19 protein-coding genes and 2 tRNA genes are annotated in these 20,556 nt (G+C 71.0%); 9 read left to right on the top strand and 12 right to left on the bottom strand.

Annotated elements, in window-relative coordinates:
• Positions 1-141: 141 nt before the first annotated feature.
• The 7 genes from pcaDC to OG194_RS06585 are packed head-to-tail and all read right to left on the bottom strand — an operon-like array spanning position 142 to position 6,616.
• Positions 142-1,260 (bottom strand): bifunctional 3-oxoadipate enol-lactonase/4-carboxymuconolactone decarboxylase PcaDC, encoded by a 1,119-nt coding sequence (gene pcaDC / locus OG194_RS06615; protein ID WP_327399902.1) that lies wholly within the window; start codon positions 1,258-1,260, stop codon positions 142-144.
• Positions 1,257-2,597: a 3-carboxy-cis,cis-muconate cycloisomerase gene (pcaB, locus tag OG194_RS06610; RefSeq protein WP_327399901.1), complete on the bottom strand. Its 1,341-nt coding sequence runs from the start codon at positions 2,595-2,597 to the stop codon at positions 1,257-1,259. Before pcaB ends, pcaDC begins: the two co-directional genes overlap by 4 nt.
• Complete coding sequence (gene pcaG, locus OG194_RS06605) at positions 2,594-3,199, bottom strand: protocatechuate 3,4-dioxygenase subunit alpha (RefSeq protein WP_327399900.1); 606 nt, start codon at positions 3,197-3,199, stop codon at positions 2,594-2,596. The genes pcaB and pcaG overlap by 4 nt, the downstream gene beginning before the upstream one ends.
• Positions 3,200-3,205: 6 nt before the next feature.
• A complete protein-coding gene (gene pcaH / locus OG194_RS06600; protein WP_327399899.1) occupies positions 3,206-3,979 on the bottom strand; it encodes a protocatechuate 3,4-dioxygenase subunit beta in 774 nt (257 codons plus the stop codon).
• A 38-nt stretch (positions 3,980-4,017) separates the two neighbouring features.
• Positions 4,018-5,220: a thiolase family protein gene (locus OG194_RS06595; protein WP_327399898.1), complete on the bottom strand. Its 1,203-nt coding sequence runs from the start codon at positions 5,218-5,220 to the stop codon at positions 4,018-4,020.
• The gene (locus OG194_RS06590; RefSeq protein ID WP_327399897.1) at positions 5,217-5,861 is read right to left on the bottom strand and encodes a CoA transferase subunit B; all 645 of its coding nucleotides are present in this window, start codon (positions 5,859-5,861) and stop codon (positions 5,217-5,219) included. The genes OG194_RS06595 and OG194_RS06590 overlap by 4 nt, the downstream gene beginning before the upstream one ends.
• Positions 5,861-6,616 (bottom strand): CoA transferase subunit A, encoded by a 756-nt coding sequence (locus OG194_RS06585; RefSeq protein WP_327399896.1) that lies wholly within the window; start codon positions 6,614-6,616, stop codon positions 5,861-5,863. Before OG194_RS06585 ends, OG194_RS06590 begins: the two co-directional genes overlap by 1 nt.
• A gap of 222 nt (positions 6,617-6,838) precedes the next feature.
• On the opposite strand from OG194_RS06585, the gene OG194_RS06580 reads away from it, so the two are divergent.
• Positions 6,839-7,303 (top strand): MarR family winged helix-turn-helix transcriptional regulator, encoded by a 465-nt coding sequence (locus OG194_RS06580; RefSeq protein ID WP_327399895.1) that lies wholly within the window; start codon positions 6,839-6,841, stop codon positions 7,301-7,303.
• A gap of 86 nt (positions 7,304-7,389) precedes the next feature.
• On the opposite strand, the gene OG194_RS06575 is transcribed toward OG194_RS06580, so the two are convergent.
• Complete coding sequence (locus OG194_RS06575) at positions 7,390-8,394, bottom strand: DUF3048 domain-containing protein (RefSeq protein WP_327399894.1); 1,005 nt, start codon at positions 8,392-8,394, stop codon at positions 7,390-7,392.
• A 127-nt stretch (positions 8,395-8,521) separates the two neighbouring features.
• Entirely contained in the window at positions 8,522-9,592 is a 1,071-nt protein-coding gene (locus tag OG194_RS06570) for an ATP-dependent DNA ligase (protein WP_327399893.1), read from the bottom strand.
• A gap of 75 nt (positions 9,593-9,667) precedes the next feature.
• Here OG194_RS06570 and ligD point away from each other — a divergent pair, with 75 nt between their 5' ends.
• The 3 genes from ligD (at position 9,668) to OG194_RS06555 (ending at position 12,843) form a co-directional block, all read left to right on the top strand.
• Complete coding sequence (gene ligD, locus OG194_RS06565) at positions 9,668-10,759, top strand: non-homologous end-joining DNA ligase (RefSeq protein ID WP_327399892.1); 1,092 nt, start codon at positions 9,668-9,670, stop codon at positions 10,757-10,759.
• 4 nt (positions 10,760-10,763) lie between these two features.
• Entirely contained in the window at positions 10,764-11,693 is a 930-nt protein-coding gene (locus tag OG194_RS06560; protein WP_327399891.1) for an ornithine cyclodeaminase family protein, read from the top strand.
• A gap of 103 nt (positions 11,694-11,796) precedes the next feature.
• Entirely contained in the window at positions 11,797-12,843 is a 1,047-nt protein-coding gene (locus tag OG194_RS06555) for a LacI family DNA-binding transcriptional regulator (protein ID WP_327399890.1), read from the top strand.
• A 61-nt stretch (positions 12,844-12,904) separates the two neighbouring features.
• Here the strand turns inward: OG194_RS06555 and OG194_RS06550 are convergent, their stop codons facing one another.
• Positions 12,905-13,696: a VOC family protein gene (locus OG194_RS06550; RefSeq protein ID WP_327399889.1), complete on the bottom strand. Its 792-nt coding sequence runs from the start codon at positions 13,694-13,696 to the stop codon at positions 12,905-12,907.
• Positions 13,697-13,983: 287 nt separating this feature from the next.
• Here OG194_RS06550 and OG194_RS06545 point away from each other — a divergent pair, with 287 nt between their 5' ends.
• The 5 genes from OG194_RS06545 (at position 13,984) to OG194_RS06525 (ending at position 17,259) form a co-directional block, all read left to right on the top strand.
• On the top strand, positions 13,984-14,232 hold the full coding sequence (locus tag OG194_RS06545; protein ID WP_327399888.1) for a WhiB family transcriptional regulator: 249 nt from the start codon (positions 13,984-13,986) through the stop codon (positions 14,230-14,232).
• 60 nt (positions 14,233-14,292) lie between these two features.
• Positions 14,293-14,365 (top strand) — tRNA-OTHER (locus OG194_RS06540).
• Positions 14,366-14,375: 10 nt separating this feature from the next.
• Positions 14,376-14,447: transfer RNA gene (locus tag OG194_RS06535), tRNA-Glu, on the top strand.
• 29 nt (positions 14,448-14,476) lie between these two features.
• Positions 14,477-15,856, top strand: coding sequence for an SDR family oxidoreductase (locus tag OG194_RS06530; protein WP_327399887.1), 1,380 nt, complete (start codon positions 14,477-14,479; stop codon positions 15,854-15,856).
• A 101-nt stretch (positions 15,857-15,957) separates the two neighbouring features.
• Positions 15,958-17,259, top strand: coding sequence for a ribonuclease inhibitor (locus OG194_RS06525; RefSeq protein WP_327399886.1), 1,302 nt, complete (start codon positions 15,958-15,960; stop codon positions 17,257-17,259).
• Here the strand turns inward: OG194_RS06525 and OG194_RS06520 are convergent.
• Together OG194_RS06520 and OG194_RS06515 are read right to left on the bottom strand one after the other, a co-directional pair.
• Complete coding sequence (locus OG194_RS06520) at positions 17,237-19,063, bottom strand: AAA family ATPase (protein WP_327399885.1); 1,827 nt, start codon at positions 19,061-19,063, stop codon at positions 17,237-17,239. The genes OG194_RS06525 and OG194_RS06520 overlap by 23 nt on opposite strands.
• Complete coding sequence (locus OG194_RS06515) at positions 19,064-20,467, bottom strand: DUF2201 family putative metallopeptidase (protein WP_327399884.1); 1,404 nt, start codon at positions 20,465-20,467, stop codon at positions 19,064-19,066.
• Positions 20,468-20,556: the final 89 nt, after the last annotated feature.

Genomic DNA, 20,556 nt, shown 5'->3' with positions numbered 1-20,556 from the left:
AGGCCAGACCAAGTCTTTAGGGGCGCGGGGAGCTGCGCGCCTCTGAGAACACGGGCCAGCCCAGGTCCTTAGGGGCGCGGGGAACTGCGCGACCAGCCACGACGCAGCCGCAGGCGACGCACAACGAGCAGCCCCACCCCCTCAGTCGTTCTCTTCGGCCAACACCCGCTGCGCCACAGCAAACGCCGAGTTCGCCGCAGGCACCCCGCAATACACGGCACTCTGCAACAACACGGCCCCGATCTCCTCCGGCGTGAGCCCATTCCGCCGAGCCGCCCGAACATGCATGGCCAACTCGTCGTAGTGCCCATGTGCAATCAACGCGGTGAGTGTGATCATGCTCCGTTCGCGCCGCGACAACGTTGGATCGGTCCAAACCTCCCCCCACGCATACCGCGAGATGAAGTCCTGGAACCGCGCGGTGAACGGCGTCTGCCGAGCCTGCGCCCGGTCCACATGGGCGTCACCGAGCACCTCCCGCCGTACCTGCATCCCACGCCTCGCACCCCCACCGAGGTGCGCCCGCAACGCCGTCAGAACAGCCACCGGGCACTGCGCCACCGCCAGATGCGAGGCACCCGGAATCTCCACGAGGGCCGAGCCCGCCACCGCGTCCGCGATCTCCCGCAGATGCGCCGGCGGCGTCGCCGGATCCTCGCGACCGGCGATCACCAGCGTCCGCGCGCTGATCTCGGAAAGCCGCTCGCGCAGGTCGTACGCGGCCAGGGCGTCACAGCACGCGGCGTACGCCCCCGGGTCGGCGTCACGCTGGTCGGCGACCAGCTCCGGAACGGTGAACCCGGGCGTGAACCAACGGGAGTCGGCGCTCTCGACGAGCCAGCCCAGCCCCTCGCTCCGTACCCGCGCGGCCCGTTCCTCCCACGGCTTCGCCCCGTTGAAGCGGGCCGAGGAACAGATGACGGCGAGCGACGCGACCCGCTCGGGGTGATGCACCGCGAGATGCAGCCCGACCGCACCGCCCAACGACACACCCGCGTACGCGAATTGCTCGATCCCGAGGGAGTCGGCGAGCGCGAGCACCAGGTTCGCGAGGTCCCCGACGGTCGCCCCAGGGCCGATCAGCCCGGGTGCCGAGCCACCATGCCCGGGCAGGTCCCAGCGGATCACCCGGTGGGTGACGGACAGTTCGGGCGCGACCTTGTCCCACAGGGCGTACGACGTGCCCAGCGAGGGCCCGAGCAGCAGCGGGGGAGCGGAATCGGCGCCCCCGGCACGGAAGTTGAGGAGTTTCTCGGTCAACGTCGCTCCAACGCACGGTCGGTGAGGGCTCCGGCGGAACCCGTGTAACGGGCGGGGTCGGTCAGCGCGGAGAGGTCGATATCCTTCAACTCCGCCTCACAGGCGAGCAGTTCGGCCAGCGGACGGTCTTCGGAGTACGCCCGGCGGGCTACCTCCGTCAGCAGCTCCTTCGCCCGGGCCCGGCCCAGCAGCGGCGCCAGCTCGGCCGACAGCCGCTCGGAGACGATCAACCCATGGGTGAGACCCAGGTGTTCACGCATGACGTCCGGGTGCACCCGCAGCCCCTCGGTCAGTTCGGCGGCATCACGCGCCGCCCCGCCGACCAGCCGCAGCAGGTCCCGCAACGGTTCCCATTCGGCATGCCAGGCCCCGGCCGGCCGCTCGTCCTCGGCGCCCAGCGAGCCGTAGAGGACGGCCGCGAGCTGCGGTGCCCGGCGCGCGGCGGCGGCGATCAGCGTGGACCGTACGGGATTCGCCTTGTGCGGCATGGCCGACGAACCGCCGCCGCTGCCCTCGGAGACCTCGGCGATCTCGGTACGGCACAGGACGAGGACGTCGGCGGCGACCTTGCCCAGCGCGCCCGCCGCGAAGGCCAGGCAGCCGGCGAGGTCGGCGATCGGCGTCCGGAGTGTGTGCCAGGGCAACAGCGGTGCCGCCAGGCCGAGTTCACGGGCGTAGGCGTCCGGCAGCGCGAGCGCGTCCTCGGCGCCGTACGCGGTGAAGGCGGCCAACGTGCCTGCCGCGCCACCGAGTTGGACGGGCAGCGCATCCCTTGCCACCCGTACGCGATCCCGCGCGTCGAGCACCAGCGACCGCCATCCCGCCGCCTTCAGCCCGAACGTCGTCGGTACGGCGTGCTGGGTGAGCGTCCGGCCTGGCATCGCGGTGTCGCGGTGGGCGGCGGCCAACCCCGACAGCGCACGCTCCGTGCGGGCCAGGTCGGTCAGGACCAGGTCCAGGGTGCGGGACGCGACCAGCATCGTCGCCGTGTCCATGATGTCCTGGCTGGTCGCACCCCGGTGGACGTACGGGCCGTACTCCCCGCCGACCGCCTTCGTCAGATCAGCGACCAGGGGGATCACCGGGTTCCCGCCGGGCTTGGACCGTTCCACGAGGGAGCGTACGTCGAACCGGTCCGCGTCGGCCGCGGCCGTCGTCACCGCTGTCGCCGCCTCGGTGGGAGCGAGCCCCAGCGCGGCCTGGGCGCGGGTGAGCGCGGACTCCGCGTCGAGCAGGGCCCGTAGATACGCGGTGTCGCTCGTCGCGGACGCGGCGGGGGAGCCGGCCCACCCGGGGGCGAGCAGGCCGGTGTCCGACGACGGGTCGGCAGCTGTCACTGGAACTCCAGGAAGACCGTTTCGCCTTCGCCCTGAAGGCGGATGTCGAAACGGTATGTGCCCCTGCCGTCGTCCTGCGCGATCAACGTGTCGCGCCGCGCCGCGTCAAGCCCGGACAGCAGCGGGTCCGCGGCGAGCGCGGACTCGTCGCCCGGCAGGTAGATCCGGGTGAAGAGGTGCACCAGCAGTCCGCGCGCGAAGACGCATGCGGAGAGGTACGGGGCGCTCCGGCCGCGCGCGCCCGGCCGTAGTGTCCGTGCGTACCAATGACCGTTGGCGTCGGTCTGGATGCGGCCCCAGCCGGTGAACTCGACGCCGTTGCGGCCGAGATAGCCGCCGCCGGCCGGGTCGCGCCGGATCGAGCCGTCGGTCGTGGAGACGTTGCCCTCGGAGTCGGGCCCCCACAGTTCGACGAAGGCGTCCGGAAGCGGATTGCCCTCGCCGTCGTAGACGTAGCCCTGGACGGTGATCGTGTCCGGGTGCCCGACCGGCGCGATGTCGCCGCCGCCGGGGAACGGGAGCGCGTAGCCGTAGAAGGGGCCGACCGTGTGCGACGGGGTCGGCAGCACGGATTCCGGGCGGCTCGTGTCGATCTTCGTCATGGTGGGTCAGCGTCCTTCTTCGATCCAGGTGGCGTGCGGGCCGTCGAGCACGATGTCCCAGTGGTAGCCCATCGAGAACTCGGGCACCGACAGGCTGTGGTCGTACGTCGCCACGAGGCGCTGCCGGGCCGCGTCGTCCGTCACCGACTGGATGATCGGGTCGTACGGGAACAGCGGATCGCTCGGGAAGTACATCTGCGTCACGAGCCGTTGCGTGAACGCCGTGCCGAACATCGAGAAGTGGATGTGCGCCGGACGCCAGGCGTTGACGTGGTTGCGCCAGGGGTAGGGGCCCGGCTGGACCGTCGTGAAGCGGTAGTTGCCCTCGTCGTCGGTCAACGTCCGCCCGAAACCTGTGAAGTTGGGGTCCAGCGGGGCGTCGTGCTGCTCGCGCTGATGGGCGTAGCGGCCGGCCGAGTTCGCCTGCCAGATCTCCACCAACTGACCGCGGATCGGATGCCCGTCCCGGTCCAACAGCCGCCCGGAGACGGTGATCCGCTCACCGATCGGCTCGCCGTTGTGCTGTCGGGTCAGGTCGTTGTCGATCTCCGTGATGTCCCGCTCGCCGAACGCGGGGGAGGCCAGCTCCACCAGCTCCGGGTCCTTCGAGACGTCGACGGTGACCGGCGGCTGTTTCGGGTGGCGGAGGAGTGAGGAGCGGTACGGGGCGTAGTCGCGGCGCGGGTGGTGCTCGACCGGCGAGCCGTCGGCGACCCGCTTCTCGTACGTCGCGTGTTCGGCCGCTATTTCGAGGTCGATGTCGTGCTGGGTGAGAGCCATGGGGGTTCCTGCCGTTCGAGTTCCGGCCGTTCGGGTTCCTAGCGTTCGAGGACGAGGGCCAGGCCCTGGCCCACGCCGATGCAGAGGGTGGCGACGCCAACTCCCGAGCCCTTGCGGGCGAGTTGGTGCGCGACGGTGCCCGCGAGCCGGGCACCGGAAGCGCCGAGCGGGTGGCCGAGAGCGATGGCACCGCCCTGGGGATTGAGGATCGCGGGGTCGAACTCGGGCCACTCGGCGACACATCCGAGCACCTGCGCGGCGAACGCCTCGTTGAGCTCCAGGACTGACAGGTCGTCAAATCCCTTGCCCGCCTTGGTGAGTGCGCGGTTGACGGCTTCCACGGGGGCGAGTCCGAAGTACTGCGGGTCGAGCGCGTTCACCCCGGTGGCGGAGACGCGGGCGAGGGGCTGACGGCCGGTGGCCTTGAGTCCTTCCTCGTCGACCAGGAGAAGGGCGGCGGCACCGTCGTTGAGCGGTGAGGCATTGCCCGCGGTCACCGTCCCGTTCTCCGTGCGGAAGGACGGCTTGAGCTTGGCCATGGCGGCGAGGGAGGCGTCCGCCCGTACGGACTCGTCGGCGCCGAAGACGACCGGGTCGCCCTTGCGCTGCGGGATCGACACGGGCGCGATCTCGCCGTCGAAGAGCCCCGCGGCCTGCGCCTCGGCAGCCTTCCGGTGACTCGCGAGCGCGAACTCGTCCTGCTGCTCGCGGCCGATCTTGTGCTTGTCGGCGATCAACTCCGCGCTCTCACCGAGCGGGATGGTCCACTCCGGGTTCATGGCCGGATTGACCATGCGCCAGCCGAGCGTGGTCGAGTACAACTCGGTGTGCCCGGCGGGGAACGGCCGGTCCGACTTCGGCAGCACGTACGGCGCCCGGGTCATCGACTCGACCCCGCCCGCCACGGCGATGGAGGCGTCGCCGACCGCGATCGCGCGGGCCGCCTGGATGACCGCTTCGAGGCCGGACGCGCAGAGCCGGTTGACCGTGACGCCCGGCACGGAGGTGGGCAGGCCCGCGAGGAGGCCGGCCATGCGGGCGACGTTGCGGTTCTCCTCGCCGGCGCCGTTGGCGTTGCCGAAGTAGACGTCCTCGATGCGGGAGGGGTCCAAGTCGGGGGTGCGGACGAGGAGTTCGCGGAGGGCGTGGGCGGCGAGGTCGTCGGGGCGGACGGACGCGAGACCTCCGCTGTACCTGCCGATGGGGGTGCGGACGGCGTCGACGATGTAAACCGGGTTCACAGCAGGCCTTCCGTGACGGTGAGTTTCGCGTCGGTCTTGGCGACGATCTCCTCGACACTCACACCGGGCGCGGTCTCGATCAACACGAGACCTTCGGGTGACACGTCGATCACGCCGAGATCGGTGATGACTCGGTTCACACACGCTTTGCCTGTGAGCGGCAGCGCGCACTCCGCGAGGATCTTGGGGGAGCCGTCCTTGGCCACATGGGTCATGACGACGATGACGGTGCGGGCGCCGTGCACGAGGTCCATCGCCCCGCCGATCCCGGTGATCATCTTTCCGGGGATCGCCCAGTTCGCCAGGTCACCGCCCGCCGACACCTGCATCGCGCCCAGCACGGCGACATCGATGTGCCCGCCCCGGATCATTCCGAAGGAGAGCGCCGAGTCGAAGAAGGAGGCGCCCGGCAGGACCGTCACGGTCTCCTTGCCGGCGTTGATCAGATCCGGGTCGACCTGGTCCTCGGTCGGAAACGGGCCGGTACCCAGGATGCCGTTCTCGGATTCGAGGATCACCTCGACGCCCGGCGGGAGGTAGTTGGGGATCAGGGTCGGCAGGCCGATGCCGAGATTGACGTACTGCCCGTCCTGGAGTTCGCGTGCCGCGCGGGCCGCCATCTCCTCGCGTGTCCAGGCCATCAGCTGCTCACCGTCCGCTGCTCGATCCGCTTGTCGGCGGCCTGCTCGGGGGTGAGCGCCACCACCCGCTGCACGAAGATCCCGGGCAGGTGCACCGCGTCCGGGTCGATCTCGCCGGGCTCGACCAGCTCCTCCACCTCGGCGATCGTCACCTTGCCCGCCATCGCCGCGAGGGGGTTGAAGTTCCGGGTGGACTTGTTGAAGACGAGGTTGCCGTGCCGGTCGCCCTTCGCGGCGCGGACCAGCGCGAAGTCGGTGCGGATGCCGCGCTCCAGGACGTACTCGGTGCCGTCGAACTCCCGCACCTCCTTCGGCGGCGAGGCGAGCGTGACGCCGCCCGAGCCGTCGTAGCGCCAGGGCAGTCCGCCCTCGGCGACCTGCGTGCCGACGCCGGCCGGGGTGTAGAAGGCGGGAATCCCCGCACCGCCCGCGCGCAGCCGCTCCGCGAGGGTGCCCTGGGGGATCATCTCGACCTCCAGTTCGCCGGCGAGGTACTGGCGGGCGAACTCCTTGTTGGCGCCGATGTAGGAGCCGGTCACCCGCGCGATCCGCCCGGCGGAGAGGAGGACGGCGAGGCCGGACTCCATCGCGCCGCAGTTGTTGGAGACCACGCCCAGGCCGGTCGTGCCGCGCTCGTAGAGGGCCTGGATCAGCACGTTCGGCACACCGCTCAGCCCGAAGCCGCCGACCGCGAGCGTCGCTCCGTCCGGCACATCGGCCACGGCCTCGTCGGCCGTGGCGACCACCTTGTCCATCCGTGAAGCTCCGTCCCGTTCGAGCGCCCGGTCAGCAGGTAATCAGGGCACTGAGCATTTCGGTGAAGTTTCCTTCACGCTGTCACTGTGGGGGCTCCCCGTCAAGGCCTCTGAGAAGTGCGAGGTCAAGTGCGGGGACATGTCGATGCGCAAGGCTGGACTCGGTCATAGGGCCTCCAGGTATCGTTCAGTGCACGGATGAATTCGACTTCGGGAGGGCACATGGCCGCGGTGGACCTCACCACCCACCCCGGGCACCTCGCCCGGCGACTCCAGCAGGCGCACTATCTGCTGTGGAACACCATGGTCTCCGAGGAGATCACCTCCCCGCAGTTCGCGGTGCTCAACGCGCTCGCCGAGGAACCGGGGCTCGATCAGCGCACGGTGGGGGAGCGGGTGGGCCTTGACCGGTCTACCGTCGCGGAGGTGATCAGCCGGCTGATCAGGCGCGGGTTGCTCGACAAGGTGCGTGATCCGCAGGACGGGCGGCGGTTTCTGCTGCGGCTCACCGATGAGGGCACGCGTGTCCATCGCAAGCTGGTTGTGCGGACGGCTCGGATGAACCAGGTTTTTCTGGCTCCGCTCTCCGCCGAGGAGCAGGGCGTCTTTTTTGACCTCATCCAACGTGTCTCGGACGCGGCGGAGGGGCTCCGCAATCCTGCGGAACCCCTCGCCGTACGGCGGTAGGTGGGCCGTTTTTTGCTGCGGGCCGGTGGGGGCTGGTCGCGCAGTTCCCCGCGCCCCTAAAGGCGGCGCGTCTTTGGCGGCCCCGCTCAGGCCTTGGCGAACACCACCCAGACCTGGCCCTTCGCGAAGTTCATGGGCTTGCCGTCCGCGGTGGTGAACTCCGTTCCGTCCGTGGCCTTTTGTCGCTTCCAGTCGACGCTGTACGTACGGCCGTCCCGCAGGACGTCCGCCTTCCCGGAGCCGACGGTCTCCGTGTAGGGCGTGTTGTTGCCCAGGACGTCGTGGTACTTGGACTTGCGGATCTTGACGTACTGGACGACGACCGTCGCCGGGGCGACCCGCTTGCCGTTGGTCAGCACGGTGGGTGTGCCGTCCTCGGTGATCAGCCAGCGGTGCTTGGTTCCGGACCAGGTGAAGGTGAAGCGGGCCGCCGGGTAGCGGACGCTGCGGGAGGCCGTGGGCTTGCCGCCCGTAGGGGCCGCGCCGTAGTGGAAGCCGGTGGTCAGGGCCGCCGCGCCCGGGGCGGAGGGGAGCAGCTTGTTCGGGTGGAGGTAGAGGTTGTGCGGGGCGGACTTGCCGACGCCCCGGTAGTAGGCGGCGCCCTCCTCGTCGGGCGACGCCGATCGCAGCGGGGCCTTGGCGATCAGCGGCAGGAGCTTGTGCTGTGCGCCGGAGAAGGCGAGCGTCGGGTCGTCGAACTGGCGCAGCAGCTCCAGGTCGGAGACGCGGGCGCTGCGCACCGGGCCGACGGACTGGGGCAGCTTGGTGGCGAAGACCGCCATCAGCCGGCTCAGCCCGCCCTCGACCTGCTCCGCGTACACGATGTCCGCCGAGTCCAGACCCGTCTGCGGGCGGGCCGCGGACACGTTGTCGATCTTCACCGCGAGCAGCGGACCGGCGGCGGGCGCGACCGTGCCGCCTGCGCTCGGGCTCTGGGCCGGGGTCTGCGTAGGGGGCCGGCTCTGTCCGCGCCCGTCGTCGGCGGAGCTGCCGTGATGTGCCGTGCAGCCCACCCCCAGGGAGGCCGTCAGCGTGGCGGCCAGCAGCGCCGCTCTTCTCGCGCCGCGCCGCTGAGGCGTCTTTTGTCCCATGCCCACCGTTGCCACCAAGTCTGTGTTTTCGATTGTGCGTTTATAAGTTCATTGATGGCCATACCCGCTCGGTTGTGATTGTGCGCGTCGAATGGGCCGATCGGCCCACCGGAAGATCCGGAAGGGGTCAGTCCGGCGGACCGAGGATCTCGGCCAGGTCATAACGGACCGGTTCCTCCAGTTGTGCGTACGTGCAGCTCTCGGGCGTGCGGTCGGGGCGCCAGCGGCGGAAACGCGCCGTGTGCCGGAAGCGCGCGCCGTTCTCCATGTGGTCGTACGCCACCTCGGCCACCCGCTCCGGTCTGAGCGGCACCCAGGAGAGGTCCTTCTTGCCGGACCAGCGGCTCGGGGCGCCCGGCAACCGGGCGGATTCGTGCGCGGCCTCCTCCGCCCAGGCCGCCCAGGGATGCCCGGTCGGGTCGTCCATGCGCAGCGGCGCGAGTTCCTCGATGAGCTCGGCGCGCCGCTTCATGGTGAAGGCGGCGGACACCCCCACGTGTTGCAGGGCGCCCTGACCGTCGTAGAGGCCGAGAAGGAGCGAGCCCACGACGGGGCCGCTCTTGTGGAGGCGGTAGCCCGCGACGACGGCGTCCGCGGTCCGTTCGTGCTTGATCTTGAACATCGCGCGCTCGTCCTGGCGGTAGCGCAGGTCGAGCGATTTCGCCACGACACCGTCGAGCCCGGCGCCCTCGTACTGTTCGAACCACCGTTGCGCCACCTCGATGTCGGTGGTCGCGGGCGCCAGGTGCACGGGCGCGGTCACGCCGGACAGCGCGCGTTCGAGGAGCGCCCGGCGGTCGCCGAGCGGCACGTCGAGCAGCGACTCGTCGGCCAGGGCCAGCAGGTCGAAGGCGACGAAGGAGGCCGGGGTCCGCTCGGCCAGCGTCCGCACCCGCGACTCGGCAGGGTGGATGCGCTCGCTCAGCGCGTCGAAGTCCAGCCGCCCGTCCCGGGCGATCACGATCTCGCCGTCCAGGACGCACCGCTCCGGCACGCGCTCCGTCAGCGCCTCGACCAGTTCGGGAAAGTACCTGGTCAGCGGCTTTCCGGTACGGCTGCCCAGCTCGACCTCGGCCCCGTCCCGGAACACGATCGCCCGGAAGCCGTCCCACTTCGCCTCGTAGTGCATGCCCGGCGGAATCCTCGCCACCGACTTGGCGAGCATGGGCTTTACGGGCGGCATCACCGGCAGATCCATGCTCCCGATTCTGCTCTCGTACGTCGCCTGCCGCCCGGTATGCGATGTCTGCGCGCCGGGCCTACGGTGGCTCGCATGGGCGAAGCGGTGGAACTGGAGGCGGGCGGCCGGACCGTACGGCTGTCCAGCCCAGGCAAGATCTTCTTCCCGGAGCGCGGCTTCACCAAGCTGGACCTCGCCCGCTACTACATCGCGGTCGGCCCCGGAATCCTCCGCGCCCTGCGCGACCGTCCCACCACCCTGGAGCGCTATCCGGACGGGGTCGAGGGCGAGAACTTCTTCCAGAAGCGGGCGCCCAAGAACATGCCCGACTGGATCCCGACCGCCCACATCACCTTCCCCAGCGGACGCAGCGCCGACGAGATGTGCCCCACCGAGGAGGCCGCCGTGCTGTGGGCCGCCCAGTACGGCACGCTCACCTTCCATCCCTGGCCGGTACGCCGCGACGACGTCGACAGCCCCGACGAACTCCGCATCGACCTCGACCCACAGCCCGGCACCGACTACGACGACGCGGTCCGCGCCGCCCATGAACTCCGCGCCGTACTCGACGAGTTCGGCGGACTGAAGGGCTTCCCCAAGACCTCCGGCGGCCGCGGCCTGCACGTCTTCGTACCGATCGAACCGCGCTGGACCTTCACCCAGGTCCGCCGCGCGGCCATCGCGGTTGGCCGCGAGCTGGCCCGCCGGATGCCGGACCAGGTGACGATCAAGTGGTGGAAGGAGGAGCGCGGCGAGCGCATCTTCGTCGACTACAACCAGACCGCCCGCGACCGCACCATCGCCTCCGCCTACTCCGTACGACCCCGCCCGCACGCCCCCGTCTCGGCCCCCCTGCGCTGGGACGAGGTCGGCACCGCGCACCCCCGGGACTTCGACCTCGCGACCATGCCGGCCCGTTTCGCCGAACTCGGCGACGTGCACGCCGACATGGACGACCACCGCTACTCTCTGGACGCCCTCCTCGAACTCGCCCGACGCGACGAACACGACCACGGGCTGGGCGATCTGCCGTACCCGCCGGAGTATCCGAAGATGCCGGGCGAGCCGAAGAGGGTGCAGCCGAGCAGGGCGAAGAAGGCCACCGCTGCCCCGGATTCGGCCGCGGACTCCGCGCCCGACTCCTCCGCCGACTCCGCCCCTGACTCCGCTTCCGACGGATCATGAGCGCATGACTCGCCTGCTGACACGGAGCGCCCTCGGCACCCTGTTGGAACCCTCGGCCTGCCTCGCCGCGCTGCGGGCCGGCTTCCTCGCGGTGGGCGCCCCGGTGGCGATCCCGGGCCAACGGGTGCGCACCGACCTGCCGTTCCCCGGTACGGCCACCGCCCTGATGCCGGGACTGCTGCCCGGCATCGAGGCCTACACGGTGAAGGTCAACGCCAAGTTCCCTGACGCGCGGCCCGCGTTGAGGGGCGTGCTGTGCCTGCACAGCGGCGTGGACGGCGAGTTGCTCGCCCTGCTGGACTCGGCGACGGTCACGGCGTGGCGTACGGGGCTGGCGGCCGCCCTGGGCACGCATGCCCTCGCGGGGTCGGCGGAGGGCGCGGTGGTCGGGGTCATCGGCGCGGGCGCGCAGGCCGAGTTGATGGTGCGCGGCCTGGGCGTGCTCCGGCCGTACGGCGAACTCCTCGTCCACGACACGGACTTGGACCGCGCGACCGAGTTCGCCGCACGACACGGCGGCCGGGTGCTGGGCTCGGCGAAGGCGATAGCCTCGGCCGCCGACATCGTCCTGCTGGCGACCTGGTCCCGCACTCCGCTGCTGTCCCTCGCGGACACCCGGGAGGGACAGCACCTCACCAGCCTGGGCGCCGACGAGCCGGGCAAGCGGGAACTCGCCGCCGACCTGCTGGACGCGGCACTGGTCGTCGTCGACGACCGCCAACTGGTCGAATCCGTGGGCGCGTTGACCCCGACGGACATCGACACCACGCTCGGCGACGTACTGCGCGGCGACCATCCGGGGCGGACCGATGCCGGTGCGCGTTCCGTCTACGCCCCGGTCGGGCTGCCGTGGCAGGACCTCGCGTTGGCGTGGCTGGCGTATGAGCGGGCGGAGCGGGACGGAGTGGGGCGGTGGGTGGATCTGTTGGGGTGAGGTCGGTCGAGGTCGACGAGGGCGCACTCCGTATTGGGAGCGCTCTCACCGTTCGGTTCCGCCGCGGCTATCCTGATCCGCATCATCGAGGAGGGGTCCAACCGTGACCGAGACAGCACCGCGTCCCACGTTGGAGGCCGTGGCCGCGCGGGCGGGGGTGTCGCGGGCCACCGTTTCGCGGGTGGTCAACGGCGGGGACGGGGTGCGGGAATCGCTCGTCGAGCGGGTCCGGCAGGCCGTGGACGAACTCGGGTACGTCCCCAATCAGGCCGCCCGGAGCCTCGTGACCAAGCGGCACGACGCCATCGCCGTGGTGATCGCCGAACCGGAGACCCGCGTCTTCGCCGACCCCTTCTTCGCCATGCAACTCCGCGGTATCAGCAAGGAGTTGACGGCCCACGACTCCCAACTCGTGCTGCTCCTCACGGAGGGCCGCGACGACCATGCCCGCGTCGGCCGCTATCTCGCCGGCGGCCATGTGGACGGCGCGCTCGTCTTCTCCCTGCACCTCGACGACCCGCTGCCCGGACTGATCCAACGGGCCGGTGTCCCGACCGTGTTCGGCGGCCGGCCCTCCTGGAGCGAGGGGACACGCGCCTTCGGACCGACGGTCTACGTCGACTGCGACAACCGGGGCGGCGCCCGCGAGGCCGTACGGCACCTCGTCGGGCTCGGCCGCACCCGGATCGCGCACATCACCGGCGCGCTCGACCAGACGTCGGCGGTGGACCGGCTCGACGGGTTCCGGGACGTCATGGTCGATGTCGATCCGCGGCTGATCGTCGAGAGCGACTTCACCCCGGGTGGCGGTGAGCGCGCGATGCGGGAACTCCTCGACAACTGCCCCGACGTGGACGCCGTGTTCGCCGCCAACGACCTCACCGCGTACGGCGCCCTGAAGGTGCTGCGCGAGGAGGGGCTGCGGGTGCCCGAGGACGTGGCGGTGATCGGCTTCGACGACATGCTTCCGGTCGCCGAGCAGACCGAACCGCCGCTCACGACGGTCCGTCAGGACATAGAGGAGATGGGCCGGTTGATGGCCCGCCTGCTGCTGCGCGGCCTCGACCGCCGGGGCGCCCCGGACGGCATCGGAGGCGCGCCGTCCAGCGTGATCCTGCCGACCACACTGGTCCACCGCGCCTCCGCGTGAGCCGTGCCCGGGCCTCGGCGTAGGACCGGCCAGTCAGCCAGTCAGCCGACTCGGGGCGCCGTCAGCCCTGCGGCGGCTCGCTCTTGATGACGGCGAAGCGGGCGCCGTGCGGGTCGGTGAGCTGGGCGATACGGCCGACGCCCTCCATGCTGGTGGCCGGCACGGCGACCTTGCCGCCCGTCTCCTGCGCCTTGGCGACCGTGGCGTCCACGTCGGCGACCTCGAAGTACGCCAGCCAGTACGCCCCCGAGGCCGCGCCGTCCGGGTCGACGTCGAGCGGGACGACACCGCCGAACATCGCGTCCTCACCGCCATCGGACGGGTTGAGACAGGTGTAGTCGCCGCCCGGCATGGGCGCGGCGGAGGTCTCCAGGCCGAGCGAGGCGTAGTAGAACGCGGCCGCCGCGGCGATGTCCGGTGTGTACAGCTCGACCCAGGTCAGCGAACCGGGGTCGCCCGCGACGTCGACACCCTTCATCAGGCCCGGCTGCCAGATGCCGAACGCCGCGCCCCCCGGGTCCCTGAGGATCGCCATGTGGCCCTGACCCATCACGTCCATCGGCTGGAACAGGACCGCGCCGTGCGCCTGCTCCACCGCCTTGGCCGTGGCCTCCGCGTCCGGGCTCTGGAAGTACACGGTCCAGGCGGACGATTCGTGCTCCGGGGGCAGTGGCATGCCGCCGGCGACCGTCCTGCCGTCGAGTTGGAAGAAGCCGTAGCCGCCGGCCTCGGGCCCCGCCGACTGGAACTGCCAGCCGAAGAGACCGCCGTAGAAGGAGATGGCGCTGTCGATGTCGGGCGAGCCGACGTCCAGCCAGTTGGGAGCGCCGTTGACGAAACGGGTGGTGAGCATCATTGCCCTCCTCATTGAAGGGTCCCGTAGGAAGGGCCCGTTCTCTGCTGTGCCGAGTCTTGCACCGCCCACTGACAATCGCTGCCGGAGCGCGGCAGCGGTTCGCGGACACGGCGTTGGTTACCCTCGGTGACAGCTGAAGTTCTCCGTGTTTTCATACCGGTTCCGCGCGCCGCCGTGCGTCGGTGCGGGCGCAGGGGTCATCATCGGGGCGGCCGGAGGCCTCGGAGCGTGGCGTTGATCCCGCGTTGATCGAACGTTTTTCGCCGGACGGCACGATCCTGGTCATGCACATCGACACGATCACCTCGCCCGACCTGGACTGGCAGCAGGAGGCGTTGTGCGCGCAGACCGGGGCGGACTTCTTCTTCCCCGAACCAGGCAGCTCCGTCAGGGAGGCCAAGCGGATCTGCGGCATGTGCCCGATCCGCTCGGCCTGCCTGGAGTGGGCCCTCGACAACGACGAACGCTTCGGTGTGTGGGGCGGTCTGTCGGAGAAGGAACGCCTGGAGATCCGACGCACCACCTCACGCTGAACGCGCGCGTTTATTCGGTGCGGTGCGCGCGGAGGAGTGCGGTTAGGATCTGGGGGCGCACCCGGGCGTAGCGCAGAGGCAGGCGCACGTCGTGCTCTGACGAATCACATCGGTTCGAATCCGATCCCCGGGCTGCGTTCGGGGGCCCTGTAGAGCAGAGGCAGACTCGCCGCCTTCTCCCGGCGGATACGCCGGTTCGAATCCGGTCGGGGCCCACTTCATGGCACGGCCGGGGCGGGAATCGATGACTGACGAGGGCGGGATCACCGAGGCGGAACTGGCCGCCTTCCACCACGCGGTGGGCAGGCTGCGGGAGTTGCCCGTCGACGATCCGGTGCGCCTGCGCGCGGAACAGGTCGCCGCGTCCTTCGCCCGGGACGGCCGGCTGCGGCGCCGCAAGGCCCGCGGCGCCGACGTGTCCGCGGCCGACGCGGCGACGATGGCGGCGACCGCGACGGGGGCGGTGGACCGACGCGAGGACGCTCCGCTGGATGCCGCGGGTGAACTGGTGGCGCGCGCGGACGAGTTGGTGGGGCACGCGGATGCCGGTGGGGGTGTCTACCGCAGGCCGCGCAGCTGCTACGTCTGCAAGTCGCCCTATCGACAGGTGGATTCCTTCTACCACCGGCTGTGTCCCGACTGCGCCGCCGACAACTCCGCACGTCGGGCGCTGAGTACGGACCTGAGCGGGCGCCGGGCGCTGCTCACCGGCGGGCGGGTGAAGATCGGTTTCCAGTTGGCGCTGATGATGCTGCGGGACGGCGCGGAGCTGCTGGTCACGTCGCGGTTCCCGCACGATGCCGTACGCCGGTTCCGTGCCGAGCCGGGGAGCGAGAAGTGGCTGGACCGGCTGACGGTGCTAGCCGTCGACCTCCGCGACCCCCGCCAAGTACTCGGCCTGTGCGAGGAGTTGAGGCAGGCGGGCGAACCGTTGGACATCCTCGTCAACAACGCCGCGCAGACCGTACGGCGCCCTCCGCAGTCGTACGCGTTGCTGGCCGCGGGGGAGCGTGACGCGCTGCCGGAGGGCGCACGGCAGGCGCCGGGCTTTACACCGATGCGGATGCTCGCGGGCGGCGCCTCGACGCTCCCGGTCGTACTCCGCGAGGCCGACGAGGCCGGACTCCTGCCCGACCCGTCCCCGGAGAACTCCTGGTCGGCCCGGCTCGGCGCCCTCGACCCGGCCGAGGTCCTGGAGACCCAACTCGTCAACGCCCTTGCCCCGGCCCTCCTCTGCGACCGCCTGCTGCCCCTGCTGCTCGCCTCACCGCGCCCCCGCCGGTACGTCGTCAACGTCACCGCGGTGGAGGGCCGGTTCGCCGTCCGCAACAAGATGCCCGGCCACCCCCACACCAACATGGCCAAGGCCGCCCTCAACATGCTCACCCGCACCAGCGCCGCCGAACTCGCCCACCAAGGCGTCCACATGTGCGCCGTCGACACGGGTTGGATCACGGACGAGAACCCCGCCCCCAAGAAGGACCGCATGGCCGGAGCCGGCTTCCGCACCCCCCTCGACATCGTGGACGGCGCGGCCCGCGTCTACGACCCGATCGTGCGCGGCGAGGCCGGTGACCCGGTGTCCGGGGTGTTCCTCAAGGACTATCGGGAGGCGGCGTGGTGAGCGGGGGCGTGGAGGACACGGGAGGCTCAGCTGCGGCGGGTCCGGGGGAGGGCGCGGGGGCCTCGGAATCTCCGTCGCCCGGCTCGGGCGAGGCTCGTCCGGTGGATGCGTCGACCGGCCCGGAGGCCGCGACGACCCCCGACCCGGGCGAACCGGACCCGGTACCCGCACCGACCGTCCCTGCCTCGCCGTTGCCACATCCCCCGGCGGTCGGCTTCGCCGGTGTGGCGTACGTCCCGCCGCGACCGGTCGCCGAACTCGCCCCGCTGCTCGACTGGTTGAGGGCAGGCCGACCAGCCGGAGAGCGCCTCGACTTCGCCGTAGGCACGGCCCTGCCCGACGGTCGGCTCGACCTGTGCAAGCAGGAGCTGGGGGCGGAGGGTGCCGCGCTGGTCGCCGAGGCGTTGGCCCAAGGGCCGTCTCCCGTACGGCACTTGCTGCTCGGTACCGATGGGCTCGGGGACGCGGGCGCCGAGGTCGTGGCCGGGGGGAGTGGGGACGTCGAGACGCTCTATCTCGGCTGCAACGGGATCACGGCCGGTGGTGCCTGTCGGATCGCGGACCAGTTGGGGGCCTCGCCGCAGGTCGTCACCGGGGTGTGGCTCAAGCGCAACCCGCTGGGCAGCGGGGGAGGGCGGGCGGCGGCCGAACTCATCGAGTCCGCGCGGTCGTTGCGCACGCTCGACCTCGTGCAGACCGGGCTCGATCCGGCGGGCGTCGTCGTCCTTGCTGACGCGTTGCTCGCCGCTGCCGGTAATGGGCGTCGTATCGAACGCCTCTTCATCGGCGGCAATCCGCTCGGCGCGGACGGCACCGCACCCCTCGCCGCCGTCATCGGAGCGGGCGCGATCGACGAACTCTACGTATCCGCCGCCCGGTTGGGGGACGCCGGTGCCTTCCTCCTCGCGGACGCCTTGGAGCGCGCGCCGTACGGAGGGCTCACGCGCCTGTCCGTCGCCAGTAACGGCATCGGTCCGCAGGGCACGGCTCGCCTGGTGACCGCCGCCACCGCGGCAGGGGTCCGTCTGCTGGACCTCGGTCGGGTGAGAGCGGCGGCAGTGCTCGGCGCAGTCGACAACCACGTTGATCCGCTCGCCGCCGAGAGCATTGCCCAAATCCTCGTCGTCGCCGAGCACCGCCTCACTCACCTCGTCCTGTCCCACACCGGGATGCGCAGCCGCGAGGCCCATCGCCTCCTCGACACGGCACCCCGCGCGGTTACCCCCACCCGCTTCGTCCTCGGCCAGGGGATCGCCGCCAGCGTCAAACGCCGCCTGGAGGCACTCACCGCCCACATCCCGGCACCCTCGCTCGCCCCCGACGTGGCCGCCGTACGCAGCGTGCACCGCACCGCGCGGCCGGGGGAGGCCGAGCACGGGGTCAGCGACGCGCCAACCCCGTGAAGATGTCCGTCCAGAACCGCTGTTGCTGTGCCGACGCACCCACCAGATACGTAGCCCGGAGCTTCGCCGGCAGCAGGGCCACCATGCGGGCCACCACCGCGCGGTGCTTCTTCAGCTGGGACAGCTCCGCGTTGGCGAGGATCTGGTGGACCACGTCGCTGTCGTCGCCGCCCTCGTCGGTGTGCTCGGCCGCGCGGCGCAGCCGGGCCTCCCAGCGGTCCGCGTCACGGGCCAGTTCGCGCAGGCCGGTGACCGGGCGGCCCTTGAAGCGGTCGATCAGGGCGGTGAGCGGCACGGGCGCGTACTCGCCGTCGCCGAGATAGACCGTCGCCATCTCCAGCGGCAGCCCCCGCCGGTGCAGCTTGATCAGCCGCTCCAGCGTGCGCTTGGTGATCCAGGCGCGGCCGTCGTCGTCGATGTCGTGCTTCCACCACTCCAGCACCGTCTCCGCGTCCGAGCCGTACCGCGCGAGCAGCCACTCGTTCGCCGGGATGTCCTCCGGGTCCACCGTGAGCGAGGCCGTGAACCGCGTCGCCTGGGCGATGTTGTTCCGCGAGACCAGGAGCTTGCGGCCGAGATGGTACGGCGGGTTCTGGACGGCGATCTGTGCCCGCAGGTTCTCGATCCGCCGCCCGGCGAGTGACCACTCCTGGGTGATCTCCATGAGCTTGGCGAACGCGGCCTTGTCCTTGGGGCGGTTGTACTCGTCCCAGACGATCGCCTTGGGCCCGGGCCCGGTGAAGTTCACGGCCAGCAGGTTGTCCAGGGTGCCGTCCGGCGACGGGATCGGCGCGCACAGGTCCTCGACGTTCGTCACCGGCAGCGAGAAGTACAGCGGCTCCCGGCCCAGGCCCGCGCGGACCGTCTCCCGGACCAGCTCCGTCTTGCCGCAGCCGGGCGGCCCTTGGAGCAGCACCGTCCAGCGGTTGCGCAGCGCGGCCCGCACCACCTGCCGTACCGGGTCGGGGATCGTGGCCGGGTTGGGTACGCCCAGGGCCTCGGCGACGCGGTCCAGGATCTCCGCCGTGCGGTTCTGCCCGGGCCTGCCGTCCGGGCCCGGCTCGGCCAGCCGCAGCCGCTCGCCGTCGATCAGGGGCAGGCCCCAGCGGAGCGGGAAGCCCTCCTTCGCGTTGGCCAGGACGTGGTCCAGCGTGCGCGGGGACAACAGCTCGCGCAGCGCGGGCGAGAGCGATGCCCAGACGCTGAACACCGAACCGAGGTCCCAGGGGCGGTACTTGGCCGCCAGATGCCGGCGCCAGGACGTGTCGTTCGCCGTGATCCGCATCGTCACCATGCGGTCGAGCAGCGCGAGGTCGCCGCGCCGGGCCGAGGTCTCGGACAGCGACTCGTTGTCCGTGAGGAAGACTCCGACGCAGCCGAGCGCCCGCAGATCGTGCTCCCCGAGCGTCCAGTTGCAGGCGATCTGCATCAGCTGCGACTGGATCGTGTCGCCCGCCTGCAACGAGTCGTCGATGAGCAGCACGAACGGTGTGCCCGGCTTCAACTGGCTCATCACCAGCTGGCGCAGCACGAGTTCACCGGAATGCGGGTCGCGCACCGGCGCATTGACGAGCAGGTCGTCCGGTGTCAGATTCGCCGCCGGGACGTACACCAGCGCGGTGTCCGGGTGGGCGCGGCCGATGTGGGAGAAGAACGTCGCCGTCTTGCCGATGCCGTGCTCGCCGAAGACCTGCCCGGTCTGCCCGATGTCGATCATCGCGTCGATGAAGGACTCCAGGCGCGACGGCTCACGCCGACCGTGCCCGGCCTCCGGGGTCGTCGACTGCCCTGTCTCTGTGGTCATCTACGTCGATCCTGTCGTGACGCGATGGCAGTCCATCGCCGGGTTGTGCGTCTCGGGCCACTCGCTGCCGCCCTCGGTGATCAGCCAGATCCACTTGTCCGGCTCGGCGGGCGTGACCGGCGGCGCGTACCCGTCCGTGAGCACCACGACCGCGTCCGGGGTGACGTCGAACCGCCGGCCGTTCACCTCGGTACGCCCCTCCACGTAGTCCGCGACCACCTGGAAGCTCGTGCCGCCACCGCCGTAGACCCTCTCGCCCGGCCTGAACGGCATCACCACCGCGTCGAAGGACAGCCAGTGCGCCTCGACCCCGTCGATGCGGCCGACGAGTTCGGTGAGCCAGGTGATCGCCCGGTGCGGCATCGAGCCCGAGGTGTCGTACGCGACGACCAGGACCTTGTCCCGGACCGGGCCGCGGCGCGAGAGCATCGGGTCCTGGCCGAGGGCAGCGAGCAGGGCGCCGCGCTTCTTCGGGTACACCAGACGCTCGCCGTCGCGCAGTTTCGAGCCGAGGACGTCGACGAGCCAGCGCTGCCACCAGTGGACCGTACGCGTGCGTGCCGTCTCGCCGCGCAGGACGCCGGCGCCGAGGCTGCCCCAGATCCGGCCGGCCCGCGCGGAACCGTCCTCGGTGCGGCCCATCAGGTCGAGCAACTCACGCTCCGCGCCCGTGTGTCCGCGCCGGGCCGCCAGCAGGGAGTTCAGCAGCGCGGACGACGCCACCGCGTCCACCGTCTCCTGGTCGGCCGGTACCCGTCCGTCCACCAGGTGCACGCACAGCTGCCGCTCCGGGACCGGAGGGTGCCGCATGCGCTTCAGTTCGCCGAACACCTTCATGTCGGTCGCGATGAACTCGTCGTACGAGACGGGCTCCAGGCCGTGTGCGGTGAGGTCGTCCCGATACAGCCGGTGGATCACGCGTGGGTCGATGCCCGTCGGCAGGCCGTCAAGCAGGGGCAGTTCGGTGCGGCCGAGGCGGACCAGGGCGACATGGTTGATGGAGACCTCGGCGGCCAGCTCGAAGACCGGGTCGTCGCGCAGTTCGAGGTCGGCGAACAGATGGCGCTGCACCAGGTGCCGTGCCTCGTGGAAGAGCACGAACTTCACGCCGTCCAGGCCGAGTCCGACGAAGAAGTCCGGGTTGAAGAGCAGCAGGCACGAGCCGTCGCCGGAAGCGACCACGGCCGCCGTGTCCACCGCCGTGGTCGGGATCTGGTGATGGCACTTCGCGTAAAGCCAGGACGCCACCGCCGACTCCGTCAGCCCGAAGTCCAGCAGCGCGGCCTCCTTCAGCCGCCGCGCCTCGGCGATCGTCGCCGGGTCCGCCGGCCGGTACCGCTCCAGCGCCCTGCGGTCGGCCAGATCGACCACAGGGGTACGCCGACCCCGCTCCCCGTACGCCATGTCACGCCCCCCGCGCCGCATTTCCCCCGTGCCTCCATTGGTACCAGGCCGCACTGACAACGGACCAAGGCATTACGCTCTGGTCCCAA

Origin of the sequence: Streptomyces sp. NBC_01288 (assembly GCF_035982055.1) — a bacterium.
Lineage (GTDB): Bacteria > Actinomycetota > Actinomycetes > Streptomycetales > Streptomycetaceae > Streptomyces.
The sequence above is the reverse complement of the archived record's forward strand: the minus strand, read 5'-3'. Positions and strand labels throughout refer to the sequence as shown.

Excerpts from the sequence above, each read along its gene's own strand:
- OG194_RS06570 (WP_327399893.1), bottom strand. The coding sequence starts at position 9,592 with ATGGATCTGCCGGTGATGCCGCCCGTAAAGCCCATGCTCGCCAAGTCG.
- OG194_RS06515 (WP_327399884.1), bottom strand. The coding sequence starts at position 20,467 with ATGGCGTACGGGGAGCGGGGTCGGCGTACCCCTGTGGTCGATCTGGCC.
- pcaH (WP_327399899.1), bottom strand. The coding sequence starts at position 3,979 with ATGGCTCTCACCCAGCACGACATCGACCTCGAAATAGCGGCCGAACAC.
- OG194_RS06545 (WP_327399888.1), top strand. The coding sequence starts at position 13,984 with ATGCACATCGACACGATCACCTCGCCCGACCTGGACTGGCAGCAGGAG.
- OG194_RS06520 (WP_327399885.1), bottom strand. The coding sequence starts at position 19,063 with ATGACCACAGAGACAGGGCAGTCGACGACCCCGGAGGCCGGGCACGGT.
- OG194_RS06585 (WP_327399896.1), bottom strand. The coding sequence starts at position 6,616 with ATGGACAAGGTGGTCGCCACGGCCGACGAGGCCGTGGCCGATGTGCCG.
- OG194_RS06580 (WP_327399895.1), top strand. The coding sequence starts at position 6,839 with ATGGCCGCGGTGGACCTCACCACCCACCCCGGGCACCTCGCCCGGCGA.
- OG194_RS06590 (WP_327399897.1), bottom strand. The coding sequence starts at position 5,861 with ATGGCCTGGACACGCGAGGAGATGGCGGCCCGCGCGGCACGCGAACTC.
- OG194_RS06575 (WP_327399894.1), bottom strand. The coding sequence starts at position 8,394 with ATGGGACAAAAGACGCCTCAGCGGCGCGGCGCGAGAAGAGCGGCGCTG.
- OG194_RS06530 (WP_327399887.1), top strand. The coding sequence starts at position 14,477 with ATGACTGACGAGGGCGGGATCACCGAGGCGGAACTGGCCGCCTTCCAC.
- ligD (WP_327399892.1), top strand. The coding sequence starts at position 9,668 with ATGGGCGAAGCGGTGGAACTGGAGGCGGGCGGCCGGACCGTACGGCTG.
- pcaG (WP_327399900.1), bottom strand. The coding sequence starts at position 3,199 with ATGACGAAGATCGACACGAGCCGCCCGGAATCCGTGCTGCCGACCCCG.
- OG194_RS06550 (WP_327399889.1), bottom strand. The coding sequence starts at position 13,696 with ATGCTCACCACCCGTTTCGTCAACGGCGCTCCCAACTGGCTGGACGTC.
- OG194_RS06560 (WP_327399891.1), top strand. The coding sequence starts at position 10,764 with ATGACTCGCCTGCTGACACGGAGCGCCCTCGGCACCCTGTTGGAACCC.